Source organism: Caulobacter sp. FV1ye6ST (genome assembly GCF_058681225.1).
In genome coordinates, this window is sequence record NZ_CM178733.1 from 4,726,848 (window position 1) to 4,749,577 (window position 22,730).

General features: G+C 67.8%; 24 protein-coding genes and 1 pseudogene. 13 read left to right on the plus strand and 12 right to left on the minus strand.

All coding sequences use genetic code 11. The annotated features are described in order from the left end of the window. Positions 1 to 19: 19 nt before the first annotated feature. A complete protein-coding gene (locus ACW175_RS22430; RefSeq protein WP_492102132.1) occupies positions 20 to 3,280 on the plus strand; it encodes an autotransporter outer membrane beta-barrel domain-containing protein in 3,261 nt (1,086 codons plus the stop codon). Positions 3,281 to 3,293: 13 nt separating this feature from the next. On the opposite strand, the gene ACW175_RS22435 is transcribed toward ACW175_RS22430, so the two are convergent. Further along, a protein-coding gene (locus ACW175_RS22435) for an IS5 family transposase (protein WP_492101412.1) occupies positions 3,294 to 4,057 on the minus strand; the annotation gives its coding sequence in 2 pieces (ribosomal slippage) (positions 3,294 to 3,719 and positions 3,722 to 4,057; 762 coding nt in all). A gap of 434 nt (positions 4,058 to 4,491) precedes the next feature. Here ACW175_RS22435 and ACW175_RS22440 point away from each other — a divergent pair. The 9 genes and pseudogenes from ACW175_RS22440 to ACW175_RS22480 all read left to right on the plus strand — a co-directional run bounded on the left by ACW175_RS22440 (position 4,492) and on the right by ACW175_RS22480 (position 11,768). After that, positions 4,492 to 5,952 carry an OprO/OprP family phosphate-selective porin gene (locus ACW175_RS22440; RefSeq protein WP_492102133.1) on the plus strand — a complete coding sequence of 487 codons (1,461 nt, stop codon included), beginning with the start codon at positions 4,492 to 4,494 and terminating at the stop codon, positions 5,950 to 5,952. Positions 5,953 to 6,027: 75 nt separating this feature from the next. After that, the gene (locus ACW175_RS22445; RefSeq protein ID WP_492102134.1) at positions 6,028 to 7,065 is read left to right on the plus strand and encodes a sulfate ABC transporter substrate-binding protein; all 1,038 of its coding nucleotides are present in this window, start codon (positions 6,028 to 6,030) and stop codon (positions 7,063 to 7,065) included. 284 nt (positions 7,066 to 7,349) lie between these two features. After that, a pseudogene (gene lovK, locus ACW175_RS22450) lies at positions 7,350 to 7,991 on the plus strand (photosensory histidine protein kinase LovK); the annotation flags it as partial. 15 nt (positions 7,992 to 8,006) lie between these two features. Continuing rightward, positions 8,007 to 8,471, plus strand: coding sequence for a response regulator (locus ACW175_RS22455; protein ID WP_492102135.1), 465 nt, complete (start codon positions 8,007 to 8,009; stop codon positions 8,469 to 8,471). Continuing rightward, positions 8,471 to 8,743, plus strand: a complete 273-nt coding sequence (locus tag ACW175_RS22460; protein ID WP_492102136.1) for a SemiSWEET family sugar transporter — start codon at positions 8,471 to 8,473, stop codon at positions 8,741 to 8,743. Before ACW175_RS22455 ends, ACW175_RS22460 begins: the two co-directional genes overlap by 1 nt. 87 nt (positions 8,744 to 8,830) lie before the next feature. Continuing rightward, complete coding sequence (argB, locus tag ACW175_RS22465) at positions 8,831 to 9,745, plus strand: acetylglutamate kinase (protein ID WP_099581768.1); 915 nt, start codon at positions 8,831 to 8,833, stop codon at positions 9,743 to 9,745. Then, the gene (locus ACW175_RS22470; RefSeq protein ID WP_492102137.1) at positions 9,745 to 10,410 is read left to right on the plus strand and encodes a pyrimidine 5'-nucleotidase; all 666 of its coding nucleotides are present in this window, start codon (positions 9,745 to 9,747) and stop codon (positions 10,408 to 10,410) included. Before argB ends, ACW175_RS22470 begins: the two co-directional genes overlap by 1 nt. Beyond that, positions 10,407 to 11,261, plus strand: a complete 855-nt coding sequence (gene dapD, locus ACW175_RS22475) for a 2,3,4,5-tetrahydropyridine-2,6-dicarboxylate N-succinyltransferase (RefSeq protein WP_492102138.1) — start codon at positions 10,407 to 10,409, stop codon at positions 11,259 to 11,261. The genes ACW175_RS22470 and dapD overlap by 4 nt, the downstream gene beginning before the upstream one ends. A gap of 51 nt (positions 11,262 to 11,312) precedes the next feature. Continuing rightward, positions 11,313 to 11,768, plus strand: a complete 456-nt coding sequence (locus tag ACW175_RS22480) for a DUF805 domain-containing protein (RefSeq protein WP_492102139.1) — start codon at positions 11,313 to 11,315, stop codon at positions 11,766 to 11,768. Between the two features lie 4 nt (positions 11,769 to 11,772). Here the strand turns inward: ACW175_RS22480 and ACW175_RS22485 are convergent, their stop codons facing one another. Next, positions 11,773 to 12,129 (minus strand): cell surface protein, encoded by a 357-nt coding sequence (locus ACW175_RS22485; RefSeq protein ID WP_492102140.1) that lies wholly within the window; start codon positions 12,127 to 12,129, stop codon positions 11,773 to 11,775. Positions 12,130 to 12,244: 115 nt separating this feature from the next. On the opposite strand from ACW175_RS22485, the gene fmt reads away from it, so the two are divergent. Beyond that, positions 12,245 to 13,171: a methionyl-tRNA formyltransferase gene (gene fmt, locus ACW175_RS22490; protein WP_492102141.1), complete on the plus strand. Its 927-nt coding sequence runs from the start codon at positions 12,245 to 12,247 to the stop codon at positions 13,169 to 13,171. Here fmt and ACW175_RS22495 read toward each other — a convergent pair. Continuing rightward, positions 13,168 to 13,404 carry a hypothetical protein gene (locus tag ACW175_RS22495; protein WP_492102142.1) on the minus strand — a complete coding sequence of 79 codons (237 nt, stop codon included), beginning with the start codon at positions 13,402 to 13,404 and terminating at the stop codon, positions 13,168 to 13,170. The two genes, fmt and ACW175_RS22495, sit on opposite strands and share 4 nt — an antisense overlap. Before the next feature lie 31 nt (positions 13,405 to 13,435). Here ACW175_RS22495 and truA point away from each other — a divergent pair, with 31 nt between their 5' ends. Further along, positions 13,436 to 14,179: a tRNA pseudouridine(38-40) synthase TruA gene (gene truA / locus ACW175_RS22500; RefSeq protein ID WP_492102143.1), complete on the plus strand. Its 744-nt coding sequence runs from the start codon at positions 13,436 to 13,438 to the stop codon at positions 14,177 to 14,179. Here the strand turns inward: truA and ACW175_RS22505 are convergent. Genes ACW175_RS22505 through dapE form a run of 3 tightly spaced genes read right to left on the minus strand, consistent with a single transcriptional unit; the run spans position 14,176 to position 16,720 of the window. After that, positions 14,176 to 15,096 (minus strand): glutaminase, encoded by a 921-nt coding sequence (locus ACW175_RS22505; RefSeq protein ID WP_492102144.1) that lies wholly within the window; start codon positions 15,094 to 15,096, stop codon positions 14,176 to 14,178. The two genes, truA and ACW175_RS22505, sit on opposite strands and share 4 nt — an antisense overlap. Before the next feature lie 23 nt (positions 15,097 to 15,119). Continuing rightward, positions 15,120 to 15,560 carry an EamA family transporter gene (locus tag ACW175_RS22510; RefSeq protein WP_492102145.1) on the minus strand — a complete coding sequence of 147 codons (441 nt, stop codon included), beginning with the start codon at positions 15,558 to 15,560 and terminating at the stop codon, positions 15,120 to 15,122. Further along, positions 15,560 to 16,720 (minus strand): succinyl-diaminopimelate desuccinylase, encoded by a 1,161-nt coding sequence (gene dapE, locus ACW175_RS22515; protein WP_492102146.1) that lies wholly within the window; start codon positions 16,718 to 16,720, stop codon positions 15,560 to 15,562. The genes ACW175_RS22510 and dapE overlap by 1 nt, the downstream gene beginning before the upstream one ends. Positions 16,721 to 16,784: 64 nt before the next feature. Between dapE and ACW175_RS22520 the strand changes: the two genes are divergently transcribed. Continuing rightward, the gene (locus tag ACW175_RS22520) at positions 16,785 to 17,264 is read left to right on the plus strand and encodes a cupin domain-containing protein (RefSeq protein ID WP_492102147.1); all 480 of its coding nucleotides are present in this window, start codon (positions 16,785 to 16,787) and stop codon (positions 17,262 to 17,264) included. Between the two features lie 381 nt (positions 17,265 to 17,645). Here the strand turns inward: ACW175_RS22520 and def are convergent, their stop codons facing one another. From def to ACW175_RS22550, 6 genes are all read right to left on the minus strand, one after another. Continuing rightward, positions 17,646 to 18,167, minus strand: coding sequence for a peptide deformylase (def, locus tag ACW175_RS22525; RefSeq protein WP_492102148.1), 522 nt, complete (start codon positions 18,165 to 18,167; stop codon positions 17,646 to 17,648). 8 nt (positions 18,168 to 18,175) lie between these two features. Then, positions 18,176 to 19,450, minus strand: coding sequence for a DNA recombination protein RmuC (locus ACW175_RS22530; RefSeq protein ID WP_492102149.1), 1,275 nt, complete (start codon positions 19,448 to 19,450; stop codon positions 18,176 to 18,178). Between the two features lie 70 nt (positions 19,451 to 19,520). Beyond that, on the minus strand, positions 19,521 to 19,673 hold the full coding sequence (locus ACW175_RS22535; protein WP_099537020.1) for a hypothetical protein: 153 nt from the start codon (positions 19,671 to 19,673) through the stop codon (positions 19,521 to 19,523). A gap of 108 nt (positions 19,674 to 19,781) precedes the next feature. After that, positions 19,782 to 20,384 (minus strand): recombination mediator RecR, encoded by a 603-nt coding sequence (gene recR / locus ACW175_RS22540; RefSeq protein WP_492102150.1) that lies wholly within the window; start codon positions 20,382 to 20,384, stop codon positions 19,782 to 19,784. A 3-nt stretch (positions 20,385 to 20,387) separates the two neighbouring features. Beyond that, positions 20,388 to 20,717: a YbaB/EbfC family nucleoid-associated protein gene (locus ACW175_RS22545; RefSeq protein WP_492102151.1), complete on the minus strand. Its 330-nt coding sequence runs from the start codon at positions 20,715 to 20,717 to the stop codon at positions 20,388 to 20,390. A 152-nt stretch (positions 20,718 to 20,869) separates the two neighbouring features. Further along, positions 20,870 to 22,729, minus strand: a complete 1,860-nt coding sequence (locus ACW175_RS22550; RefSeq protein WP_492105032.1) for a DNA polymerase III subunit gamma/tau — start codon at positions 22,727 to 22,729, stop codon at positions 20,870 to 20,872. Position 22,730 lies beyond the last annotated feature (1 nt).

Genomic DNA, 22,730 nt, shown 5'->3' on the forward strand with positions numbered 1-22,730 from the left:
TGGCGCCGGTTTCTATGGGGTGTCGTTCGTAATGCAGCGCAAGGTCCTGGTCGCGACGGTCGCGGCCGCTCCTCTTCTGGCCATGGGTTTCGCCGCGTTGGCCGAAACCACGGTCACCACCGCGCGGACGACGCCGATCGCCACGAGCACGGCCGCCGGCGCGACGACCGCCGATGACGTCCGGATCACGGCGGACGGCTCGATCAAGCCGACAACCGCGGGCGCGATCGTCACGCTGGACAGCAATAACAAGGTCGTCAACGCCGGCACCTTGCAGACCACGGGCGTCAACGACAGCGTCGGGGTGCTGGTGATCGGCGGCAAGACGGGCGCGCTGACCAACTCGCTCGCGATCACGTTGGACGAGGACTACACGGCGACCGACACCGATTCGGACGGCGACATCGACGGCGCCTTCGCTCTGGGCAACAACCGTTTCGGCATCCGCCTGACCAACGCCGGGACCTTCACCGGCGACATCATCAACGACGCCACCAGCACGATCACCATCGAAGGCAACAACTCGGCCGGCATCCTGCTGGAGGGCCCGGTGCTGGGGAATGTCACCCACCTGGGCTCCCTGGGCGTGGTCGGCGACAACAGCTACGGCGTGCGGATCGCCGCGCCGGTCACCGGCAAGGTGACCATCGGCGGCACGTCCAACGTCCAGGGCGCCAACTCCGTCGGCGTGGCGCTCGACTCGAACATCACTGGCGCGGTGAGCCTGCAAGGCAGCGTCTCGGCCACGGGCTATCGCTACACTTCGCGCCCGACCTCGACCGACGCGCTGGGCAAGCTGGACGCCGACGACCTGCTGCAGGGCGGCTCGGCCGTCCGTATCGCCGGCGACGTGACCGGCGGCGTGCTGCTGCAAGGCTCCAACTACTCGTCCAAGGTCGGTACGGACGGCAACACCGTCACGACGACGATCACGTCCAGCGGCACCGGCACGTCCAGCATCAGCGCCTTCGGCGCGGCGCCGGCGCTGCAGATCGGTTCGGCGACCCAGGACGTCACCCTCGGCGCGGTCGGCGCCGGCGACCTGGCCTATGGCCTGGTGGCCAAGGGCGCGATCGCCGCGGCCGGCGTCTATGACGGCGTCACCGCCACGGGCGTCTCGATCGGCGCGGGCGGCGGCAAGACCACCACCCTGACCAACGGCCTGCGTAACGACGGCACCGTCACGGCCACGACCTACGAAGCCAACTCGACTGGCCTGATCCTGAACTCCGGCGCCAGCGTTGGTGAAATCCTGAACCGCGGTTCGATCACGGCCACCGCGGGCTCGTACGCCAGCTCGGGCGTCACGGCCACGGCGCGGGCCGTGGTGCTGAGCGCCGGCTCGAACACCACCGCCATCAACAACAGCGGCGCCCTGGTCGCCACGCGGACGGGCGAGACCGGCGACGCGGTCGTCATCCTCGACCAGGCCGGCACGCTGAAGACCGTCACCAACACCGGCTCGCTGCGCGCGACCGTGACGGCCCCGGCCTACAAGGCCGATGGCACCGCCGCGACGGTCACCGCCGGCGGCCAGACGATCGCGCTGGACCTGCGGGCCAACAATTCGGGCGTGACCTTCACCCAGAAGGGTCCGAACGACTACACCTCGACCTCGACCTTCCCCAGCACCGACACCCTCACCAGCGCCGACTCCACCAGCACCACCCTGTCGCCGGTCACCATCGGCGACGTGCTGTTCGGCGGTGGCAATGACACCCTGAACCTTTGGAGCGGCACCCTGGTGGGCGCCATGTCGTTCGGCGCTGGCCAGGATCGCCTGTCAATCGACGGCGGCGGTGTGGCCCTGGGCAAGCTGACCGACAGCGACGGCAAGCTCGACATCGCCGTGGCCAACGGCAGCCTGGGCATCGTCAACACCGACACCATCAACGTCAGCAGCCTGACGGTCGGCGACAAGGGCAAGATCCTGTTCTCCGCCGATCCGGCGGCGGGCCTCAACACCAAGCTCGTGGTGTCTGGCGCGACCAACATCGCCACCGGCGCCGAGCTGGGCATCCGCCTGGCCAACCTGGTCAAGCAGCCCACCACTTTCACGGTGATCCAGGGCAGCAACGTCAATGTCGGCGCGATCGGCAACGGCCTGCTGGCCCAGGCGCCGTTCATGTACGTGGCCACCAGCCGGGCCGACACCAACAACGTCTATATCGACGTCCGCCAGAAGACGGCCGCCGAGATCGGCCTGAACCGGTCCGAGACCTCGGCCTATGACGCCGTCTACAAGGCGCTGGGCAAGGATTCGGCCCTGGCCGGGACGTTCCTGAACCAGACGACGCGAGACGCCTACCGCGACCTCTACGACCAGATGCTGCCCGACCAGGGCGAGGGCCTGTTCTCGGCCCTGCAGTCGGTCAACCAGCAGATCTCGCAGGCCACCATGTTCCGCCCTGATCCGGGCGACCGCTATGGTCCCGACAGCATCTGGGTGCAGGAAATCACCTCGCTGACGCGTCGCGACACCGGCCAGACCCTGGGTTCGGACACCCAGGCGTTCGGCTTCGTCGCCGGCTATGAGGCCATGGGCGACGCCGGCGGCGCGCTGGGCCTGACCCTGGCCTATACCAGCCTCGAGGAACACGACACGGTCGCCAAGGTCGGCGAGCAGACCACCGCCTCGTTCATCCAGACCGGCGCCTACTGGCGTCGTTCGGTGGGCGGCTGGCGGTTCAACACCGGCGGCGGCGTGGGCTACGGCTTCTTCAAGGGCGACCGTCGCTTCATCTCGCCGGACGACAACGCCGACGGGGTCGCCGACCTGATCCTGAAGAACAATGCCGACTGGAAGGGCCTGACGGCCAACGCCTTCGCCGGGGTCGCCTACGAGCAGAAGTTCGGCCGCTTCTTCGCCCGCCCGGAAGGCCGGGTTGACTATGTGTGGCTGCGTGAAGGCAAGCGCGCCGAAAGCGGCGGCGGCGATGGCTTCGACCTGACGGTCGCCAAGCGCACCTCGAGCAACCTCTCGGGCGAGCTGGGCGTGGTGGTCGGCGCCGACTTCGGCAAGAACGTCTGGTGGCGTCCGGAAGTGCGGGTAGGCTATCGCCAGACCCTGGCCGGTTCGGTTGGCGACACGGTCGCGGCTTTCAACGGCGGCAACCCCTTCACCCTGGCCGCGCTCAACGACAAGGACGGCGCGTTGACCGCCGGCTTCGCCCTGCGGGCCGGCACGCCGATGTCCTACCTGGGCATCGAAGGCGGCGTCGAAGCCACCAAGAAGCAGAAGCGCTACAACCTGCGCCTCGCTGGCCGGGCGATGTTCTAGGTTCTGTGGACACTTACCGCAGCCATAGGACGATGGCGGCGAGGGTGACGACGGCGAGGTAGTTCCTGGCGGTCTTCTCGAAGCGAGTGGCGACCCTGCGGAACTGCTTGAGCTTGGAGAAACAGCACTCAACGAGGTGGCGCTGGGCGTAGAGGGCCTTGTCCAGCGCATACTTGCGGGCGCGGGACGGATTGTTGGGAATGACGGCGATAGCGCCCTTGTCGGCGATGGCCTGGCGCAGGTGGTCGGCGTCGTAGGCGGTGTCAGCCATGACGACCTTGGCGGGGAGATCCTGGATCAACGGGCCGGCCTGGGGCGCGTCGCCCTTCTGTCCGGCGGTGAGGGTGAAGTTGACCGGGCAGCCCAGGCCTCGGACGGCCATGTGGATCTTGGTGCTCAGGCCACCGCGCGAACGACCAATGGCCTGATCTTCAGACCCCCTTTTTTTGCCCCCGCCGCATGCTGGTGGGCGCGAACGATGGTGGAATCCACAATCAGGTATTCAAAGTCTGGATCGTCCGACATCGCCGCGAAGATCCGCCACCACACCCCCTTGGCGCTCCATCGACTGAAACGCCGGAAGACGCTGTTCCAGTCGCCGAACACTTCGGGCAGGTCGCGCCAGGGCGAGCCCGTCCGGACCAGCCAGAGCACGGCCTCGACAAACATCCGGTTGTCGCGGCCTGTCGAGCCCTTCTGATCCGGACGGCCAATGATCAGCGGCTCAATCCGCGCCCATGCCGCGTCGTCCAAGACAAGGCGATCCATCACACCCAAGGCTGCCTCCAAAAGACAGCTTTGAATCACAAGCCTAGTTCAATGGGAATCCTAAGAGTCCACACCACCTAGAGCGCGTTGGGCGAAAGTGTGGGCGGTTTCGCCCGCCAAAACGCGCTCCAAATGTTTGAATCTAGAGCCAGTCGTGTCTGAACACGACAGGCTCTAGGGTCCAGCGGACCCTCACCCTTCTCTGTCAAAGTGTCGCAGGCCGTCGCGGGAAACCCCGGCGGCCTGTTCCGTGAACGGAACGTTCACAGGTTTAAACGCCTGATAAGGCTGAAGAATCGCGGCGTATTCCGCGACAATTCGCCGCGCCTGCAGAAAAACTCACGGCCGGTTTTCCTAAATCTCGATTCCGCAGCTAGGAATAATCGTCTTCCCTAGCTCGGCAGGTCGGCCCGCTCAGCGGCGCCGAAAAGGGGACATACACGATGACCAAGACCTGTACCGCATTTCGCGTGGCGCTGATCGCCGGCGCGTCTCTGCTGGCCACCGCCGGCGCCGCCTCGGCCCAGGACGCCGCACCGCGCTCGCCCGCGGAGGCAGAGGCCCGCATCGCCGCCCTGGAAGCCCAACTGGCCACGCTGGCCCAACAGGTCGCCGACCTCAAGGCCGCCACCGCCGCCAGCCTCAAGGACGTCCGCGCCGCCCAGAGCGCCACCACCGTCAGCATCGCCGCCGGCAGGCCGACCATCGCCTCCGGCGACGGCGCCTTCAGCGCCACGATCCACGCGGTGATGCAGCTCGACGCCGCCCAATACCATCAGGACAAGGGCCTGCCAGCCGTACTGGGCAACGCCCGCGACCTGAACAGCGGCACTAACTTCCGCCGCGCCCGCATCGGCGTCGACGGCAAGTTCTACAAGAACTTCGAATATAACGCCCTGCTCGACTTCGGCGGCGCCGGCACGGATGGCCAGGGCACGCTGCAGGAGCTTTGGCTCCAGTACAACTACGCCCCGTTCAAGGTCCGCGTCGGCGCCTTCGCGCCGAACCTTGGCCTTGAGGACGCGGCCTCGACCAACGGCTCGCTGTTCGCCGAACGCCCGTCGGGCTCGGAGCTGGCGCGCGGCCTGGCCGGCGCCGACAAGCGGATCGCCTTGCAGGGTCAGGTCGTGCGCGAACGCTGGCTGCTGTCGGGCGCGATCACCGGCGCCAAGGCCGGCGACGGCCAGACCTTCGACGAGCAGCTCGGCTATCTGGGCCGCTTCGCCTTCGTGCCGCTCAAGGGGCCTGACTGGCTGGTCCATGTGGGCGCCAACGCCAGCAAGGTGGTGACCCCGGCCCAGACCGCCATCGGCGGCGCCTACCCCGTCACCGTCAGCGACCGCGCGGAACTGCGCGTCGACGGGACGCAGCTGATCTCCACGGGCGCGATCGACTCGACCGGCGCCCGCCACTACGGCTTCGAGGCCGCCGCCCAGAAGAAGAACTTCCTGATCCAGGGCGAATATTTCGACATCGCCATCGACCGCCGCAACCCGGCGGCCGGGGTCACCGATCCGAAGGTCAAGGCCTGGTACGTCGAAGGCTCGTGGGTGCTGACCGGCGAGGGCCGCCGCTACAACGTGAACAACTTCGCGTTCGACGCCCCGGCCATCGCGCACCCGTTCGACCTGAAGAAGCGCCAGTGGGGCGCGTGGGAACTGGCGGCGCGCTACTCCGTCGCCGACCTGAACTATCACGAGCAGGCCACCCTGGCCGCCGACCGGGTTCGCGGCGGCGAGCAGAAGATCACCACCGTCGGCGTCAACTGGTTCCCCAACCCGGTGACCAAGTTCTCCTTGAGCTACTACGACGTCTCGATCGATCGCCTGGACCCGGCCGGCGGCCTCGTCCCGCTGAGCCAGGACTACCAGGTCGTCAACCTGCGAAGCCAATACGCGTTCTAAACCGGGCGGCGCGGCGTTCCAAGCGCCGCGCCAGGCGCCCATATCCTTGGAAGACCTCCAGAAAGGACCGTCTCGATGAGCGACTTCACCCAGGCTCCGACTCGCCGAGGTCTTCTCACCGGCGCCGGCGCGGGCGCCGCGGCCCTCGCCGTGGGCGGTTCGGCTTTCGCCCAGGCCAAGCCCGTCACCCTGCTGAACGTCAGCTACGATCCGACGCGCGAGCTCTACAAGGACATCAACGCCGCCTACGCCAAGTACTGGAAGGAAAAGGTCGGCCAGACCCTGGTGATCAACCAGAGCCACGGCGGCTCGGGCAAGCAGGCTCGCTCGGTGATCGACGGCCTGCAGGCCGACGTGGTCACCCTGGCCCTGGCCTATGACATCGACGAGATCGCGGCGAAGGCCAAATTGCTGCCGGCCAACTGGCAATCGCGCCTGCCGCGGAACTCCACGCCCTACACCTCGACCATCGTGTTCCTGGTCCGCAAGGGCAATCCCTGGAAGATCAAGGACTGGGGCGACCTGGTGAAGCCGGGCATTGACGTGATCACCCCGAACCCGAAGACCTCGGGCGGCGCGCGCTGGAACTACCTGGCCGCCTGGGCCTGGGCCTTGAAGCAGCCGGGCGGCAACCCCGCCAAGGCCGAGGCCTTCATCAAGACCCTGTTCGAGCATGTGCCCGTGCTGGACACCGGGGCCCGCGGCGCCACCACCAGCTTCACCCAGCGGGGTCTGGGCGACGTGCTGCTGGCCTGGGAGAACGAGGCCTACCTCGCCCAGGACGAGCTGCCCGGCAAGTTCGACATCGTCTATCCGTCGATCTCGATCCTGGCCGAGCCGCCGGTCGCCTTGGTCGACAAGAACGTCGACCGCCACAAGACCCGCACGATCGCCGAGGGCTATCTGAACTTCCTGTACAGCCCGCTGGCCCAGGAGCTGATCGCCAAGAACGACTACCGCCCGCGCAACGCCGACGTGGCCGCCAAGTACGCGGCGCGCTTCAAGAAGATCCCGCTGGTGACGATCGACGACACCTTCGGCGGCTGGAAGAAGGCCCAGGCCACGCACTTCAACGACGGCGGCGTGTTCGACAGAATCTACCAGCCCAAGTAGCGCCCCTTCAGACGGCCCGCCCGCTCCGGGAAGCGCGGGCGGGCCGTCGGATCGCGCGGCGGCTGTCCTCCCCTTGCTCGCCGCGCCTTGGACGGCGGAGATCCAGCCATCGGATCTCCGCCGTTTCGCTTTTTCGGCGCGGCCTATGTTGGGAACGCGACACGATCGGGTACGTTGAGCGTCCACGGGGTGGTGGGAGCTTGGCCTTACAGATGGACGACATTCCGGAACCGGTGCGCGACACGGATCAAGCCGCTGCCCGCAGTCCCGAGGACCTCGAAGCGATCATCGAGGAGCGCACCCGCGCGCTGACCGAAGCGCTGGAGCAGAAGACCGCCCTGCTCCACGAGGTGGATCACAGGGTCAAGAACAACCTCCAGCTCATCTCCAGCCTGCTGCTGCTGCAGAACCGCCGGGTGACCGACCCAGCCGTCAAGGCCTCGCTGCGCGGCATGCTGGGCCGGGTCAACGCCATCGCCACGGTCCATCGTCGGCTGTTCCAGAGCGAGGACGTCGAGCGCTTCGACGTCTCGGCTTTCGTCCGCGACATGGTCGCCGACCTGATGGGCTCGGCCCAGCGCGACGACGTCCGCATCGAGCTCGACCTGGAGCGGGTCGAGATCCCCGCCGCCAAGGCCGCGCCCTTCGCCCTGGTTGTCAACGAACTGCTGACTAACGCCCTGGGGCACGGCTTCCCGGAAGGTCGCGGCGGTCGGATCTTCGTCGGCGTCCGGCGCGAGAATGGCGACTTCCGGATCGAAATCGCCGACGACGGCGTTGGACTGGACAAGGACACCACGCCAACCGGCTTCGGCCTCACGATTGTTCAGCTGCTTTGCCAGCAGCTCAAGGCCAAGAGTGAGACCACCGACGCGGATCCTGGCACGCGAATAGTCATTTTGCTGCCCGTGAACGGGACGCATTAAAGGACAGGTTTCAGTATGACCGGGCGTACGCTCGATGTGTTGATCGTTGAGGACGAGATGCTCCTCGCGATCGAACTCGAATATCTCGTCGAGGAGGTGGGGTGCCACTCGCTCGGCTGCGCCATGAGCTCTGATGAAGCCGTGGACCTCGCCGAAAAGCTGCACCCCGACCTCGCCCTCGTCGACGTCCACCTCAGCGACGGTCCGACCGGCGTGGAGGTTGCGCGCAAGATCTCGCGGGACTGCGGCGGCGTGGCCCTGTTCATGACCGCCAATGTCAAGCGCCTGCCCGACGACTACGCCGGGGCCTGCGGCGTGATCGGCAAGCCCTATTCCGAGCATGGCGTCAGGACCGCCCTGTCGTACCTGACCTACTGCCTGCAGGAGGGCCATGCCCCCGGCCCTGTTCCGCTGGGCCTCACCCTGGCGCCGGACTATGCCCAGCTCTGGGGCCTGGGCGACCTGCCCCGAACCGCCTGATGGCTGTTCCGCCTCTCGCCGCCTTCGTCGGCACGGCCGCCGCCCTGCTGTCGATCACCAGCTTCGCCCCGCAGATCGTCAAGATCTGGAAGGAAAAGGACGCCTCGTCCGTCTCCCTGCGCACCTATATCGTCACGGTGACGGGCTTCGCCTTCTGGATCACCTATGGGATCCTCATCAAGGCTTGGCCGGTCATCGCCTCCAACACCGCCTGCCTGCTGATGTCCGCCGCGGTGCTGGTCATGAAATGGCGGTTCGACGCGAAGACCTGACGCGCCGTTTTTGATGACATGGGGGACGGTGTCCGCTATCGAGGCCCGCCTAATTCCGCATCCCAATCCGCTTGAGGGACTGTTGCCTTGACCGAAGCCGCCGAGGAAGCCGGCTGGGCCACCGCCAAGACCCTGGCCGAGGCCCTGCCCTATATCCAGATCTACGACCGCGAGACGGTCGTGATCAAATACGGCGGCCACGCCATGGGCCAGGAAGAGGTCGCCAAGGTCTTCGCCGCCGACGCGGTGCTGTTGAAGCTGCTCGGCGTCCATCCGGTGGTGGTGCACGGCGGCGGTCCGCAGATCAGCCGCATGCTGGACAAGGCCGGCGTCAAGTCGACCTTCGTGGACGGCCTGCGCGTCACCGACGAGGCCACCATGGAGGTGGCCGAGATGGTCCTGTCGGGCGCGATCAACAAGGAGATCGCCAACTGGATCACCCTGGCCGGCGCCGAGGCCGACGTGCGCGGCGTGGGCCTGTCGGGCAAGGACGCCCGCATGATCACCGCCGAGAAGGTGACCCGCACCAAGCGCGATCCCGACAGCAATATCGAGCAGGTCGTCGACCTGGGCTTCGTGGGCGAGCCGACCAAGGTCGACCCGCACATCATCCAGGCCCTGCTGACCTCGGAAACCGACTACATCCCGGTGATCGCGCCGATCGGCGTCTCGACCGAGGGCCAGACCTACAACATCAACGCCGACACTGTCGCTGGCGCGCTCGCGGGCGCCTTGAAGGCCAAGCGGATGCTGATGCTGACCGACATCGCCGGCGTGCTGGACGGTGAGGGCAACCTCATCCGCCAGATGACCATCGAGGAAGCCCGCGGCCTGATCGAGAGCGGCGTGGCCAGCGGCGGCATGATCCCCAAGCTGGAAAACGCCATCCACGCGGTGGAATCCGGCGTCGAGGCCGTGGTCATCCTGGACGGCCGCCGCCCGCACGCCATGCTGGTCGAGCTGTTCAGCGAGCACGGCGCGGGCACGCTGATCTCCCGCTGATGTCGGCTGACCTCTCACACGTCGACACCTGGCTGTTCGACCTCGACAACACCCTTTACCCGCTGGAAAGCGAGTTCATGGGGTTGATCGAGGTCAAGATGACCGACTTCGTCGAACGCATGACGGGCCTTCCCCACGAGGAGGCCCGGTTGCTGCAGAAGAAGTACTACACCGAGCACGGCACCACCCTGGCCGGGCTGATGATGAACCACGGCATGGAGCCCAAGGCTTTCCTGGACGAGGTGCACGACGTCTCGCTGGATCGCCTGGTCCCCGATCCCGCCTTGCGCGAGGCCGTCGCCCGCCTGCCGGGACGGCGGATCATCTTCACCAACGGTTCGGTCGGCCACGCCGAGCGGGTGCTGGCCCACCTGAACCTGCGCGACCTGTTCTCCGAAGTGTTCGCCATCGAGACGGCCGACTACGTGCCCAAACCCTCGCTGAGCACCTTCGACAGGATCAGCAAGCTGCACGCCATCGATCCGCCGATGACCGCCTTCTTCGAGGACAGCGAGAAGAACCTCGTACCGGCCGCCCGGATGGGCATGACTACCATTCTGGTCGGGCCGCACGCCAAGGACTCGACCTCGGAACACGTCCATTTCCGCACTAACGACCTGCCCGGGTTCCTGACCTCGGCCCGCCTGCAAGGAAGCTCTTCATGACCGCGAACGCCGCCATCTCCCTGGCCGACCTCCAGACCGAGATCGAAGCCGCCTGGGAAGCCCGCGCCGAGGTCTCGGCCGCCACCACCGGCCCGGTCCGCACCGCCGTCGACGAAGCCCTGCTGCTGCTCGATAGCGGCAAGGTCCGGGTCTCGGAGAAGGTCGACGGCGAGTGGGTCACCCACCAGTGGCTGAAGAAGGCCGTGCTGCTGTCGTTCCGCCTCAACCCCAACACCGTCATGCGCGCGGGAACCCTGGGCGGCGCCGTCGGTCCGTGGTGGGACAAGGTCGCCAACAAGTTCGACGGCTGGGACGCCCCGCAGTTCGAGGCCGGCGGCTTCCGCGCGGTGCCGGGCGCCATCGTCCGTCGTGGCGCTCACATCGGCAAGAACGTCATCCTGATGCCGTCGTTCGTGAACATCGGCGGCTATGTCGATGAAGGCACGATGGTCGACACCTGGGTAACGGTCGGCTCGTGCGCCCAGATCGGCAAGAACGTCCACCTCTCGGGCGGCGTCGGCATCGGCGGCGTGCTGGAGCCCCTGCAGGCCAACCCGACCATCATCGAGGACAACTGCTTCATCGGCGCCCGCTCGGAAGTCGTCGAGGGCGTGGTGGTCGGCGAAGGCAGCGTGCTCTCGATGGGTGTGTTCATCAGCGCCTCGACCAAGATCGTCGACCGCAAGACCGGCCAGATCCACATCGGCAAGGTGCCGCCCTACAGCGTCGTGGTGCCCGGCAACCTGCCCGACCCGAACGGCGGCCCGGGCCTCTACTGCGCCGTGATCGTCAAGACGGTGGATGCGCAAACGCGCTCGAAGACCAGCATCAACGACCTGCTGCGGGACTAGCCGTCGCGCAAGCGCCGCCTTAGGGTTGTCCCCGTCGAACGGGGACGACCCATGGGTTGGCTGAAGAAATATTTCACGCTGAGCGGTCGCCTGAGCGCGCTGGGGTATTGGCGGTTTCAGGTGCGGCTAGGCGTGGCGGCCGCGGTCGTCATCAGCGCCACCACGATCGCGACCATGGCTGGAGGATGGCTGGGCGCCATTCCGTTCGTCTTCGTCTTTCCGCTGCTGGCGGCCGGCTTCAGCGTCGTGGTTCGACGGCTGCATGACCGCGGCAAGAGCGCTTGGTGGATGCTGCTGTTCCTAGCGACGCCAGGTGCGTTACTGGGCTTGGCCGAACGGTGGGCGCGCTCGGACAAAACCCTGATCCTCGCCAGCGTTCCGAGCCTCGCGGCGCTGGTCCTTATGGCCTGGTTCTGGCTTGAGATCGGCTTGTTGCGCGGCCAGAAGGGTCCGAACCGCTATGGTCCCGATCCCCACGGCCGCGCCGCGCCCGCTTCGGCGGAGTAGCGCCCTACTTCGTCGCCTCGTGGACCTGACGCTTGCTGTCGGCCGCGCCTTCCTTGACGTCCTTCTTCAGGTCGGCGCCGGCTTCCTTAGCCTTGTCGCCGGCCTTTTCGCCCAGTTCCTGGGCCTTGTCGGTGGCGTCGCCGGCGGCTTCCTTCAGTTGGGCCCCGGTTTCCTTGGCGCTTTCCTTGATCGCCGCGCCCGCTTCCTTGACGTCTGGATCGTTGGCGATGGTGTGGGCGGCGTCCTTGATGTCGGAGGCCGCGGCTTTCGCGCCTTCCTTCACCTCGGTCGCGTGTTCCCGCGAACAGGCGCCCAACGTAAGAGCGACGGCGCAGCTGGCGACAAACAGGATCGAACGCATGGTCGTGCTCCTTCAAATAGGTCGGCAGGATAACGGGAGCCCAAGGCCAAGGTTCCGTCTTCTCCCGATTGCTCCGGGCTTTGCGCGAAGCCCCCAAGGCGTCTAAACCCCCGCCATGCGCATCGCTTTCCTCGGCACCCCCGACTTCGCCGTGACCTGCCTGGCCGAACTGGTCGCCTCGGGCCACGAGATCGTCGCCGTCTATTCCCAGCCGCCGGCCCCGCGCGGGCGCGGCCAGGACCTGAAGCCCTCGCCGGTCCACGCCTTCGCCGAGGGCCTGGGCCTACCGGTCCGCACGCCGATCTCGATGAAGACGGCCGAGGAGATCGAGGCCTTCCAGGCGCTGGATCTGGACGCCGCCGTCGTGGTCGCCTTCGGCCAGATCCTGGTCAAGGCCGTGCTCGACGCCCCCACCCACGGCTGCTTCAACCTGCACGCCAGCCTGCTGCCCCGCTGGCGCGGCGCGGCTCCGATCCAGCGGGCGATCATGGCCGGCGACACGGTCACTGGCGTCCAGGTCATGCGAATGAGCGAGGGCCTCGACGAGGGGCCGATCCTGATGTCCGAGCAGGTGCGGATCGACAGGCTCGAGACCGCCGGCACGCTGCACGACAAGCTGGCCGCCGTCGGCGCCCGCCTGTTGCCGGTGGCCCTGGCGGCCGTCGAGCGCGGCGGCGCCCGCGAGACGCCGCAGGTGGAAGAGGGCCTCACCTACGCCAGGAAGATCAAATCGGCCGAGGCCCGCATCGACTGGACCCGCCCCGCCGCCGAAGTTGACGCCCATATCCGCGGCCTCTCGCCCTTCCCGGGCGCCTGGTTCGAGGCGCCGTCGGACAAGGGGCCGGTGCGGGTGAAAGCCTTGCTGTCACGCCAGGAAGACCAGGACGGCGCCCCGGGCATGGTTCTGGACGACAGCCTTCTCATCGCCTGCGGTGAAGGCTCCGTGCGCCTGCTCAGGGCCCAGCGCGAAGGCAAGGGTGTCCAGGACGCCGAGACCTTCACGCGCGGCTTCTCGATTCCGGCCGGAACCGTGCTGGATTAGAAACCGAACTCGCGGCCGAGGATGGTCCAAAGCGCCTTCGCACTCTCTTCTGAGAGCTGGATGGTCTGGCTGACTTTTCCGGGTATTTCTCGGTTCTCGGAACCTAACGTATCGATCTGAAGAACCTTGCTTTGGCCGTCGTGGCTGAAGACCTTGTAGTGTCCCACGACATGGGTTCGTTGCAGTTGTCCAGCGGCTTGGCTCTTGCGCTGGAAGGCGGTGATGAGGGCCATTTCAATCTCTGCTTTAGGTGACAGTCCTTAGATGCCCCGCTACCGCCTCCTCGTCGAGTATGACGGCCGGCCCTATAACGGCTTCCAGGCCCAGGCCGTGCTGCCGTCGGTGCAGGGCGCGATCGAGGCGGCGGTGAAGGCGTTCAGCGGCCAGGACGTGCGCATCGCCGCCGCCGGCCGCACCGATACCGGTGTCCACGCCACTGGCCAGGTGGTGCATGTCGACCTCGACAAGGACTGGCCGGCCCAGACCGTGCTCAACGCCCTCAACGCCCACCTGACCCGTGAGGCCGTCTCGATCCTGTCGGCCGAGGTCGCCGAGGGCGATTGGCACGCCCGCTTCTCGGCCAATGAGCGCCGCTACCTCTACCGGATCCTCAACCGCCGGGCCCCACCGGCCCTGGAGAAGGGCAAGGTCTGGCACGTGAAGAAGGATCTCGACGCCGAGGCCATGCACGCGGCCGCGCAAGCGCTGATCGGCCTGCACGACTTCACCACCTTCCGCGACATGCACTGCCAGGCCAAGAGCCCGGTGAAGACGCTCGACGTCGCCCGCGTGCGCCAGGTCGGCGAGGAGATCCATCTCGACTTCGAGGCCCGCAGCTTCCTGCACCGCCAGGTGCGGTCGATGACCGGGACCCTGGTCGAGGTCGGCGCGGGGCGCTGGACGCCGGCCGACGTGAAGGCCGCGCTGGAAGCCAAGGACCGGCGTGAGTGTGGGCCGGTGGCGCCGGCCGACGGGCTGTATCTGGTGGGCGTGGGTTACGGCGCTTAAAGCACCGAGCAGTTGGTGATCTGGCTGAAGGCCTCCAGGGCCGCCGTGCCGACCACCGAGGTGCCGAAGCGGTCCAGCTCCGGCGACCACACCGCCACCGTCGCCTTGCCGGGGATCACCGCGACGATGCCGCCGCCCACCCCGCTCTTGGCCGGCAAGCCCACGCGATAGGCGAAGTTGCCGACGCTGTCATAGATCCCGCAGGTCAGCAGCAGCGAATTGAGCCGCCGGGTCAGGCGCTCGGGGAACACCGTCTCCTGGGCCACCGGCGAGAAACCGCCCGCCGCCAGGGGCAGGAAGGCCCGGGCCAGCTGGCGACAGCTCATGGTCAGGGCGCACTGGCGGCAATAGGCGGCAACCACGCCCTCGGGCTCGTGGGTCAGGGTGCCCTTGCCGCGCATCAGGCTGGCGATGGCGCGGTTCTGCCAGGCGCTGGCCAGCTCCGACGCGGCCACGGTAGGGTCGATCTCCAGCCTCTCGTCGCACAGGAAGCCGGCGAAGTCGCGGACCAGGGCGGCCGGGTCGCGGGTGACGTCCATCAGCACGTCGGTGATCGCCAGGGCGCCGGCATTGATGAACGGGTTGCGCGGCACCCCGCCCTCGGCCTCCAGCAACGACAGGTGGTTGAACGGCGTGCCCGACGGCTCCTTGCCGACCCGGGTCCAGGTCTCGTCGCCCAGGCGGTTGAGCGCCAGGCCGAGCGCGAAGACCTTGGTGATGCTCTGGACCGAGAAACCCTCGTCGGCGTCGCCGATCACGTGCTCGCCGCCGTCGACCGTGCGGACGGCCATGCCGAACTTGCCGCCCGGCACAGTGGCCAGTTCCGGGATGTAGTCGGCCGTCCGCCCCTTGCCGAAATGCGGCTTCACCAGCACCGCCACCTCGGCCAGGACGTCAGGGATCGAAAGCGCCTTCATGTCAGCCTTCAGACCTGCTTCTCTCAAACTTTCAGCGCCACCAGCACCGCGCCGGCGGCGATCAGTGTCACCCCCAACCAGTTGGTCGGCGACAGCTTCTCGCCCAGGAAGGTGGCGGCGATGATGGCCACGAACACCACGCTGAGCTTGTCGATCGGCGCCACCTTGGCCGAATCGCCGATCTTCAGGGCTCGGAAATAGCAGAGCCACGAAGCGCCGGTGGCCAGGCCCGACAGCACCAGGAACAGCCACGAGCGGCGACCGATCTCGCCGGCTCCGCGCCATTCGCCGGAGACGGTGACGATCAGGGCCGCGAAGGCCAGGATCACCACCGTCCGCACCAGGGTGGCGAGGTTGGAGCCGACGCCCTCGACGCCGATCTTGGCCAGGATCGCGGTCAGGGCCGCGAACACCGCCGAGGCCAGCGCCCAGAAGGGCCAGCTCGCCAGGGCGGCGCGGACCATCAGGCGAAGGCCGCGAAGTAGCGGTTGATCAGCGCCTCGTAGGCGCCCGCCAGCTGGCGGATCTCCTCGACCGGGACCCGCTCGTCGACCTGGTGCATGGTCGAGCCGACCAGGCCGAACTCGACCACGGGGCACAGGGCCCGGATGAAGCGGGCGTCGCTGGTGCCGCCGGAGGTCGAAAGTTCCGGAACCCGGCCCGTGGCGTCGCCGACGGCGGCCACGATCACGTCGGTGAAGGCGCCCGGCTCTGTCAGGAAGGCTTCGCCGCTGATCTTGCACAGCGCCTCGACGCGACCCGAGAAGCCTTCCGCCGCCTCGCGGCAGGTCGCTTCGATCCAGGCGGCCAGGTCCTTGCCCTGATGGGCGGGGTTGAAGCGGATGTTGATCCGCGCCTTGGCCGAGGCCGGGATGACATTGGTGGCGGTGTTGCCGACATCGACCGTGGTCACCTCCAGGTTCGACGGCTGGAAGCCGGTATAGCCCTCGTCCAGCACCCGGCTCTGCAGGCGCGATAGGATGTCGACCAGCACCGGGATCGGATTGGCCGCGCGATGCGGATAGGCCACGTGGCCCTGCTTGCCGTCGACCGCGATCCAGGCGTTGATGCTGCCGCGGCGGCCGATCTTGACCATGTCGCCCAGCAGATTGGCGCTGGTCGGCTCGCCGACGATGCAGTGGTCGATGATCTCGCCCTCGGCGGCCAGGGCCTCGACCACCTTGACCGTGCCGTCCTCGGCCACGCCCTCCTCGTCGCCGGTGATCAGGAAGCTGATCGAGCCGGCATGCTCGGGGATCTTGGCGACGGCGGCGACGAAGGCGGCGATGGCCGACTTCATGTCGACCGCGCCGCGGCCGTAGAGGACGCCGTCCTTGATCTCGGCTTCGAACGGAGCAGCGGTCCAGGCCGCGTCGTCGCCCACGGGCACCACGTCGGTATGACCCGCGAAGCAGAGGTTCGGCCGCGCCGTCCCGCGCCGGGCGTAGAGGTTCTCGATCTCGCCAAACGTCATGCGCCGGCAGGCAAAGCCCAGGGCTTCCAGCTGGCGCTGCAGCGTGTCCATCGCGCCCGCGTCGGCCGGTGTCACCGAGGGGCGGCGGATCAGGGCTTGAGCCAGTTCGACGGGGTCGATGCTGACGGAAACGGGCGCGGGGCTGGTCATGGTGCGGGGTTTAGGCTTCCCTCCGGCGGGACGCAAACCCGGCAAGCTTCTTCCAAGGTCTCCGATGCCCAAGATCGATATCGCCTCGGCCCCGACCCGCGTCGGCACGGCCTATCCCGCGCCGTTCAACGCGCCCTGCCTGCAACGTCATCGCACCAAGCTGGGCGACGCGGTGGGGCTCGATCAGTTCGGGGTGAACCTGCTGCGCTTGGCGCCCGGCGTCTGGTCCAGCCAGCGCCACTGGCACACGGCCGAGGACGAGTTCACCTGGGTGGTCGAGGGCGAGGTCGTTCTCGTGGAGAACGACGGCGAGACCGTGCTGCGGACCGGCGACTGCGCCGGCTTCAAGGCCGGGGTGGCGGATGGTCACCATTTCCAGAACCGATCGGACAAGGACGCGCTGCTGCTGGAGATCGGCTCGCGGCGGCCGGATACGGATGGCTGTGACTATCCGGATATCGACTTGGTGCTGCGGGACGGGGAGGATGTCTACCGTCACCGCGACGGGACGCCCTATGAGACGGAGACCGGGCGGACGCGGTGATGAGATCGTACGGTCTGCTATAGGATCGTATACTGGCGCTTCGGTCGAAATGGGCGGAGTGGAAGCGCACCGGATCCGAAAATATAGAGTCCGATGGTCGAAACCCGACCGCCGGTCGGGTGCGATCCTTAAATCTCTTGGAGGCTGCAGCGTGCAGGGCTGATCGTCTCGCCGTGAGATGTAAGGAGGACTCCGTCTCGGGGAGAAGGACGCTCGAAACCCAGACATAATCCCTCGTCATCCCGCGCTTCATGCGCGGGACCCATGGTTCAGCTTCCACGTGAGAGTTTCATCCTGTCCCGCACCTGCGGCGGACAGATGGGTCCCGCGAACACGTCGCGGGATGACGGGGATCTTTGATCGTTAGGGAGCAGCCGTCCCCTAAGCCGCCCGCCGCGCCTTCTTCACCTTGGTGATGGCCCGGTCGCGGCGCAGGCGCGAGAGGTGGTCGATGAACAGGACGCCTTCCAGGTGGTCCATCTCGTGCTGGATGCAGACGGCGAACAGGCCCTCGGCTTCCTCGACGACGGTCTCGCCCTGATAATTCATGTAGCGGATGGTGACCTTCGACGGGCGCTCGACCTCGTCGAAATATTCCGGCACCGACAGGCAGCCTTCCTCGTAGACGAAGGCCTCTTCCGAGCTCGACAGGATCTCGGGATTGACGAAGTAGCGCGGGGCCGGCGCCTCGCCCTCGCGGGCCAGGTCCATGGTGATCACGCGGACCGGCTCGCCCACCTGCACGGCGGCCAGGCCGATGCCCGGGGCGTCGTACATGGTCTCCAGCATGTCATCCATCAGGACGCGCAGTTCGTCGGTGACGGTCTCCACCGGGGCGGAAATCTTCTTGAGCGTCGCCAGGTCGGCGGCGTTATCGACGGTGAGGATGCGACGGATAGCCATGGTCCCCCTCAGGTAGTGGGGTCATTTCCGAGCGTCAAGGTGGGAGATTGCCCCACTTCGAGCTTGGTGATGGGACGGACGGCCGTCTCGATGGCCTCCAGTTCGTCCATCGGCTTGCCGCCGTGGTCGACCTTTAGCTTCTCGAACTCGCGGGCCTTGGGCAGGACGCGGCTCTCCAGCGACCCGACGAAGGCGTTGTACTTGTCGACCGCCGCCGACAGCGAACGGCCCACGCCCGCGACGTGTCCGCCCATGTCGGCGATGCGCTTGTAGAGCTCTCGCCCCAGGGCGGCGACCTCGACGGCGTTCTTGGCCTGCTCCTCGACCCGCCAGCCATAGGCCACGGCCTTGCACAGCGCGAACAGGGTCGAGGGCGTGACGATGATGACGCGTTTCTCCATCGCCTCGGTCATCAGCTCGGGCGCGCGCTCCAGGGCGGCGGTCAGGATGCCGTCGCCGGGCACGAACATGGTCACGAAGTCGGGCGAGATCTCCAGCGCGTCCCAATAGGCCTTGGCCGACAGTTGCTGGACATGGGTGCGCAGGCTGGCGGCGTGGCGGACATAGGCCGCTTCCCGCGCGATCTCGTCGCTGGCGTCCTGGGCTTCCAGATAGGCGGTCAGCGAACACTTGGCGTCGATGACGAAGGCGGCGTTCTTGGGCATCCGCACAACGACGTCCGGGCGCAGCCGGCCGGAATCGAGTTGGACCTGCTCGGTGAAGTCGACCCCGTGCTTGAGGCCGGCCATCTCCAGCACGTTGCGCAGCATCTGCTCGCCCCAGCGCCCCTGCACCCCGGCCCCGCGGCGCAGGGCGGCCGACAGCTTGCGGGCCTCGGTCTGGGTGGCGGTCGAGGCTTCCAGAAGCTGGGCGATCTGGGCCTTGAGGCCGCCAGTCTCTTCGGCGCGGGCCTTCTCGACGGCGGTGACCTGGGCCTCGAACTTGGCCAGGGTCTCGGCGACCGGCTTCAGTTGAGCCTCCAGGCGGGCCTGGGTGAGGTTGTCGCGGCTCTTGGCGTTCTCGTCGGCGCGCTTGATCAGCTGTTCGGCGATGGCGTTGGCGCTCTGGGCGGCCTGGGCCTTGATCAGCTCGATCTGGGTGGCGGTCTGGCCTTCCAGGAGGCGGGTGCGCTCCTCGGCCTGGGCGACCTTCTCGTTCAGCATCCAGGCCTGGGCCTCGGCCCTGGCGGCGCGACGCTGGGCCGCCAAGGCCCACAGGGCGCACGCCACGGCGGCAAGGGCGAAGACGACGGCGAGGATCAGAAACGGATCGGAAAAGTTCATGCTCCGTTCTTAGCGAGGTTCAGCGCCGAACGGAAGGCGGCCGGGCGCTTCGCCCGGCCGTTTCGCGAGATCAGTCGTCGCCGTCGGCGAGATCGGCGATCATGCCGCTGATCGGTTCGCCGCCGAAGCCGGTGACGTTGTGGCCGCGATCGACCACACCGACCTTGGCCGGGTGCGGCGCTTCGGTTTCGGCTTCGGGGGCCTTGTCTTCGGGAGTGCTCATCGGACGTCTCTCTGCCCGCGGGCGACAATCGCCAGCGTGGCGAGTCGAGCTTGCCACCGTCTTAGCGGTCTTGTCAGGGCGCCTTTGCTTCGACGCGGAGATTTTGCGTCAAGCCGGCCGCCGGGCGCGCAAAGCCTGGGCGATGGTGCCGTCGTCCAGCCAGTCCAGGTCGCCGCCGACGGGCACGCCGCGGGCCAGCATCGTCACCGGCACATTGGTCCGGGCCAGGCGATCGGCGATGTAGTGGGCGGTCGTCTGGCCGTCGACCGTGGCCGGCAGGGCCAGGATCACCTCGGCCACCTCTCCGTCCGCGACCCGGGCCGCCAGCTCGCCGATGCGCAGCGCCTCCGGCCCGACCCCGTCCAGGGCCGACAGCAGGCCGCCCAGCACGTGGTAGCGCCCCTTGAACGAACCGCCGCGCTCCATGGCCCAGACCGAACCGACCTCCTCGACCACGCACAGCAGGCGTCCGTCGCGCGTGGCGTCGGCGCAGATCGAGCACGGGTCGACGACGTCCAGCGAACCGCAGGTCGAGCAGGTGCGGACCTTGGCCTGGGCCTCTGCCATGGCCAGGGCCAGCGCCGCCAGCAGCGTATCGCGCTTCTTCAGCAGGGCCAGCGCCGCCCGCCGGCCCGAACGCGGTCCCAGGCCCGGCAGTTTGGACAGCAGGGCGATCAGGCGCTCGATCTCGGGTCCGGCGGAGGCTGCCAAGTTTTAGAACTTCATGCCCGGCATGCCGCCCATCAGGCCCGCCATCGGGCCGGCGGCGTCCTGCATCATCTGAGCCTGCTTGGCGTCGAGCTTCTTCTTGGCGTCGGCGTGGGCGGCGACGATCAGGTCCTCGATCACCTCGCCTTCGCCCGGCGCGATCAGGCTTTCGTCGATCCGCACCTTGGCCAGGTCGCCGGTGCCCTTCAGCACGACGGTGACCATGCCGCCGCCCGAGGCGCCTTCGACGGTGCTCTCGGCCAGACGCGCCTGGGCGTCCGCCAGTTTCTGCTGCATGGCCTGGGCCTGCTTCATCAGGCCGCCGAGGTCTTTCATGGTCTCAATCTCCAGTCTGTTCACGTTCCCCTCCCCTTGGTGGGGAGGGGGCAGGGGGTGGGGTAATACGGCGGTAGATGCAGCGCATGGCCGCCACCTCAGCAGTCACCCCCATCCCTACCCTTCCCCCATCAAGGGGGAAGGGAAATGGTTCAGCCCTCTTCCTCGTCCGGCTCCAACGGCGGGGCCTCGGGGGTGAGGAGCTTGCGGATCTCGACGATCTCGGCGCCGGGGAAGGCCGACAGCACCGAGGAGACAAAGGGATCCTTCTTGATCTCCTCCAGCGCCTCGCGATCCTCGCGCTTCTGGCGCTCCATCAGGCTTTCGGCCCCGCCGCCGCCTTCGGCGGCGACCAGCCAGGGCTGGCCGGTGTGCTCCTTCAGGAAGCGGACCAGGCGGCCCGCGAGATTGCCGGGCGCGCCGGGGGCGGCCTCGAAGGTCAGGGCCCCGGGGCGGAAGCTGATCGGGCGGACATATTGCTCGACGTCCAGCCGCAGGCCGATGTCGCGCTTGGCGGCGATCAGGGCCATGACGTCCTCGAACGAGGCAAGCACGGGCATGGCCTGAGCGCCCGGCGCGGCCATGGTCATCGGCGCGTGGGCGGCCGAAACCGCGCCGCCGGCCGAGCCGCCGCCAATCGAGCCGCCGCCCGGACCACCGCCGCCAACGGTCGTTCCGTCGCGCAGGGCCTTCAGGGCCTCCTCCGGACCGGGCAGGTCGGCGGCGTAGCACAGGCGGATCAGGGCCATCTCGGCCGCCGCCATGGCGTCGGGCGCGCGGCGCACCTCCTCGTGGGCCTTCAGCAGCATCTGCCACAGGCGCGACAGCGTGCCGGCCGAGGTGTGGGCCCCGATGGCGGCCAGGCGCGCGGCCTGCTCCTTGGGCATCGACAGGGCGTCCGGCCCCAGCGCCTTGGACACCGCCGAGCCGTGGCAGTGGTCCAGCACGTCGAGCATGACCACCGCCGGATCGGCCCCGAAGCCCCACAGGGCGCGGAAACCCTCCAGCGCGTCCTTGGTCTTGCCGGCCATGACGTTTTCAAAGAGGGCGATGGTCTGGCCGCGATCGGCCAGGCCCAGCATGTCGCGGACCACCGTGGCGGTGACCGTGGCCCCGCGATCGGTCTGGACGATGGCCTGGTCCAGCAGCGACAGGCCGTCACGCACCGAGCCTTCCGCCGCCCGGGCGATCAGAGCCAGGGCGTCCATCTCGATCCGCGCGCCTTCCTTGGCCGAGATCTTGTCGAAATGCTTGACCAGCACGTCCGGCTCGACCCGGCGCAGATCGAAGCGCTGGGTGCGCGACAGGATCGTCACCGGCACCTTGCGGATCTCGGTGGTGGCGAAGATGAACTTGGCGTGGGGCGGCGGCTCTTCCAGCGTCTTCAGCAGGGCGTTGAACGCCGCCGTCGACAGCATGTGCACTTCGTCGATGATGTAGACCTTGTAGCGCGCCTCGACCGGGGCGTAGCGCACCCCGTCCAAGAGCTCGCGCATCTCGTCGACCTTGGTGCGGCTGGCGGCGTCCAGCTCCAGCACGTCCATGTGCCGGCCCTCGATGATCGAGCGGCAGTGATAGCCCTCGACGGTCAGGTCGACCGAGGGACCCTTGACGGTGTCGGTCTCGTAGTTGAGCGCCCGGGCCAGCAGGCGCGCGGTCGTGGTCTTGCCGACCCCGCGGACGCCGGTGAGCATGAAGGCGTGGGCGATGCGCCCCGTCGAGAAGGCGTTGGCCAGGGTGCGGACCATGGCCTCCTGGCCGATCAGGTCCTCGAAGGTGCGCGGACGGTACTTCCGCGCCAGCACCGTATAGGCGTCGCCCTTCTCGCTTTCAGGCGGGGACTCGACGACGGGGCGCGTCTCCGAGAACGGCGCGGCGGCCGATTTCGCCACAACAGGCGCATCGCCGAAGATGTCGGCGGTGTTCTCGTCGCGCTCGGCCAAGTCTTCCTTGGGGGGAGCCTCGTCCCACGGCGGCGCGGAATCGGGCGAGAGATCGTCGAGGTCGGCCATG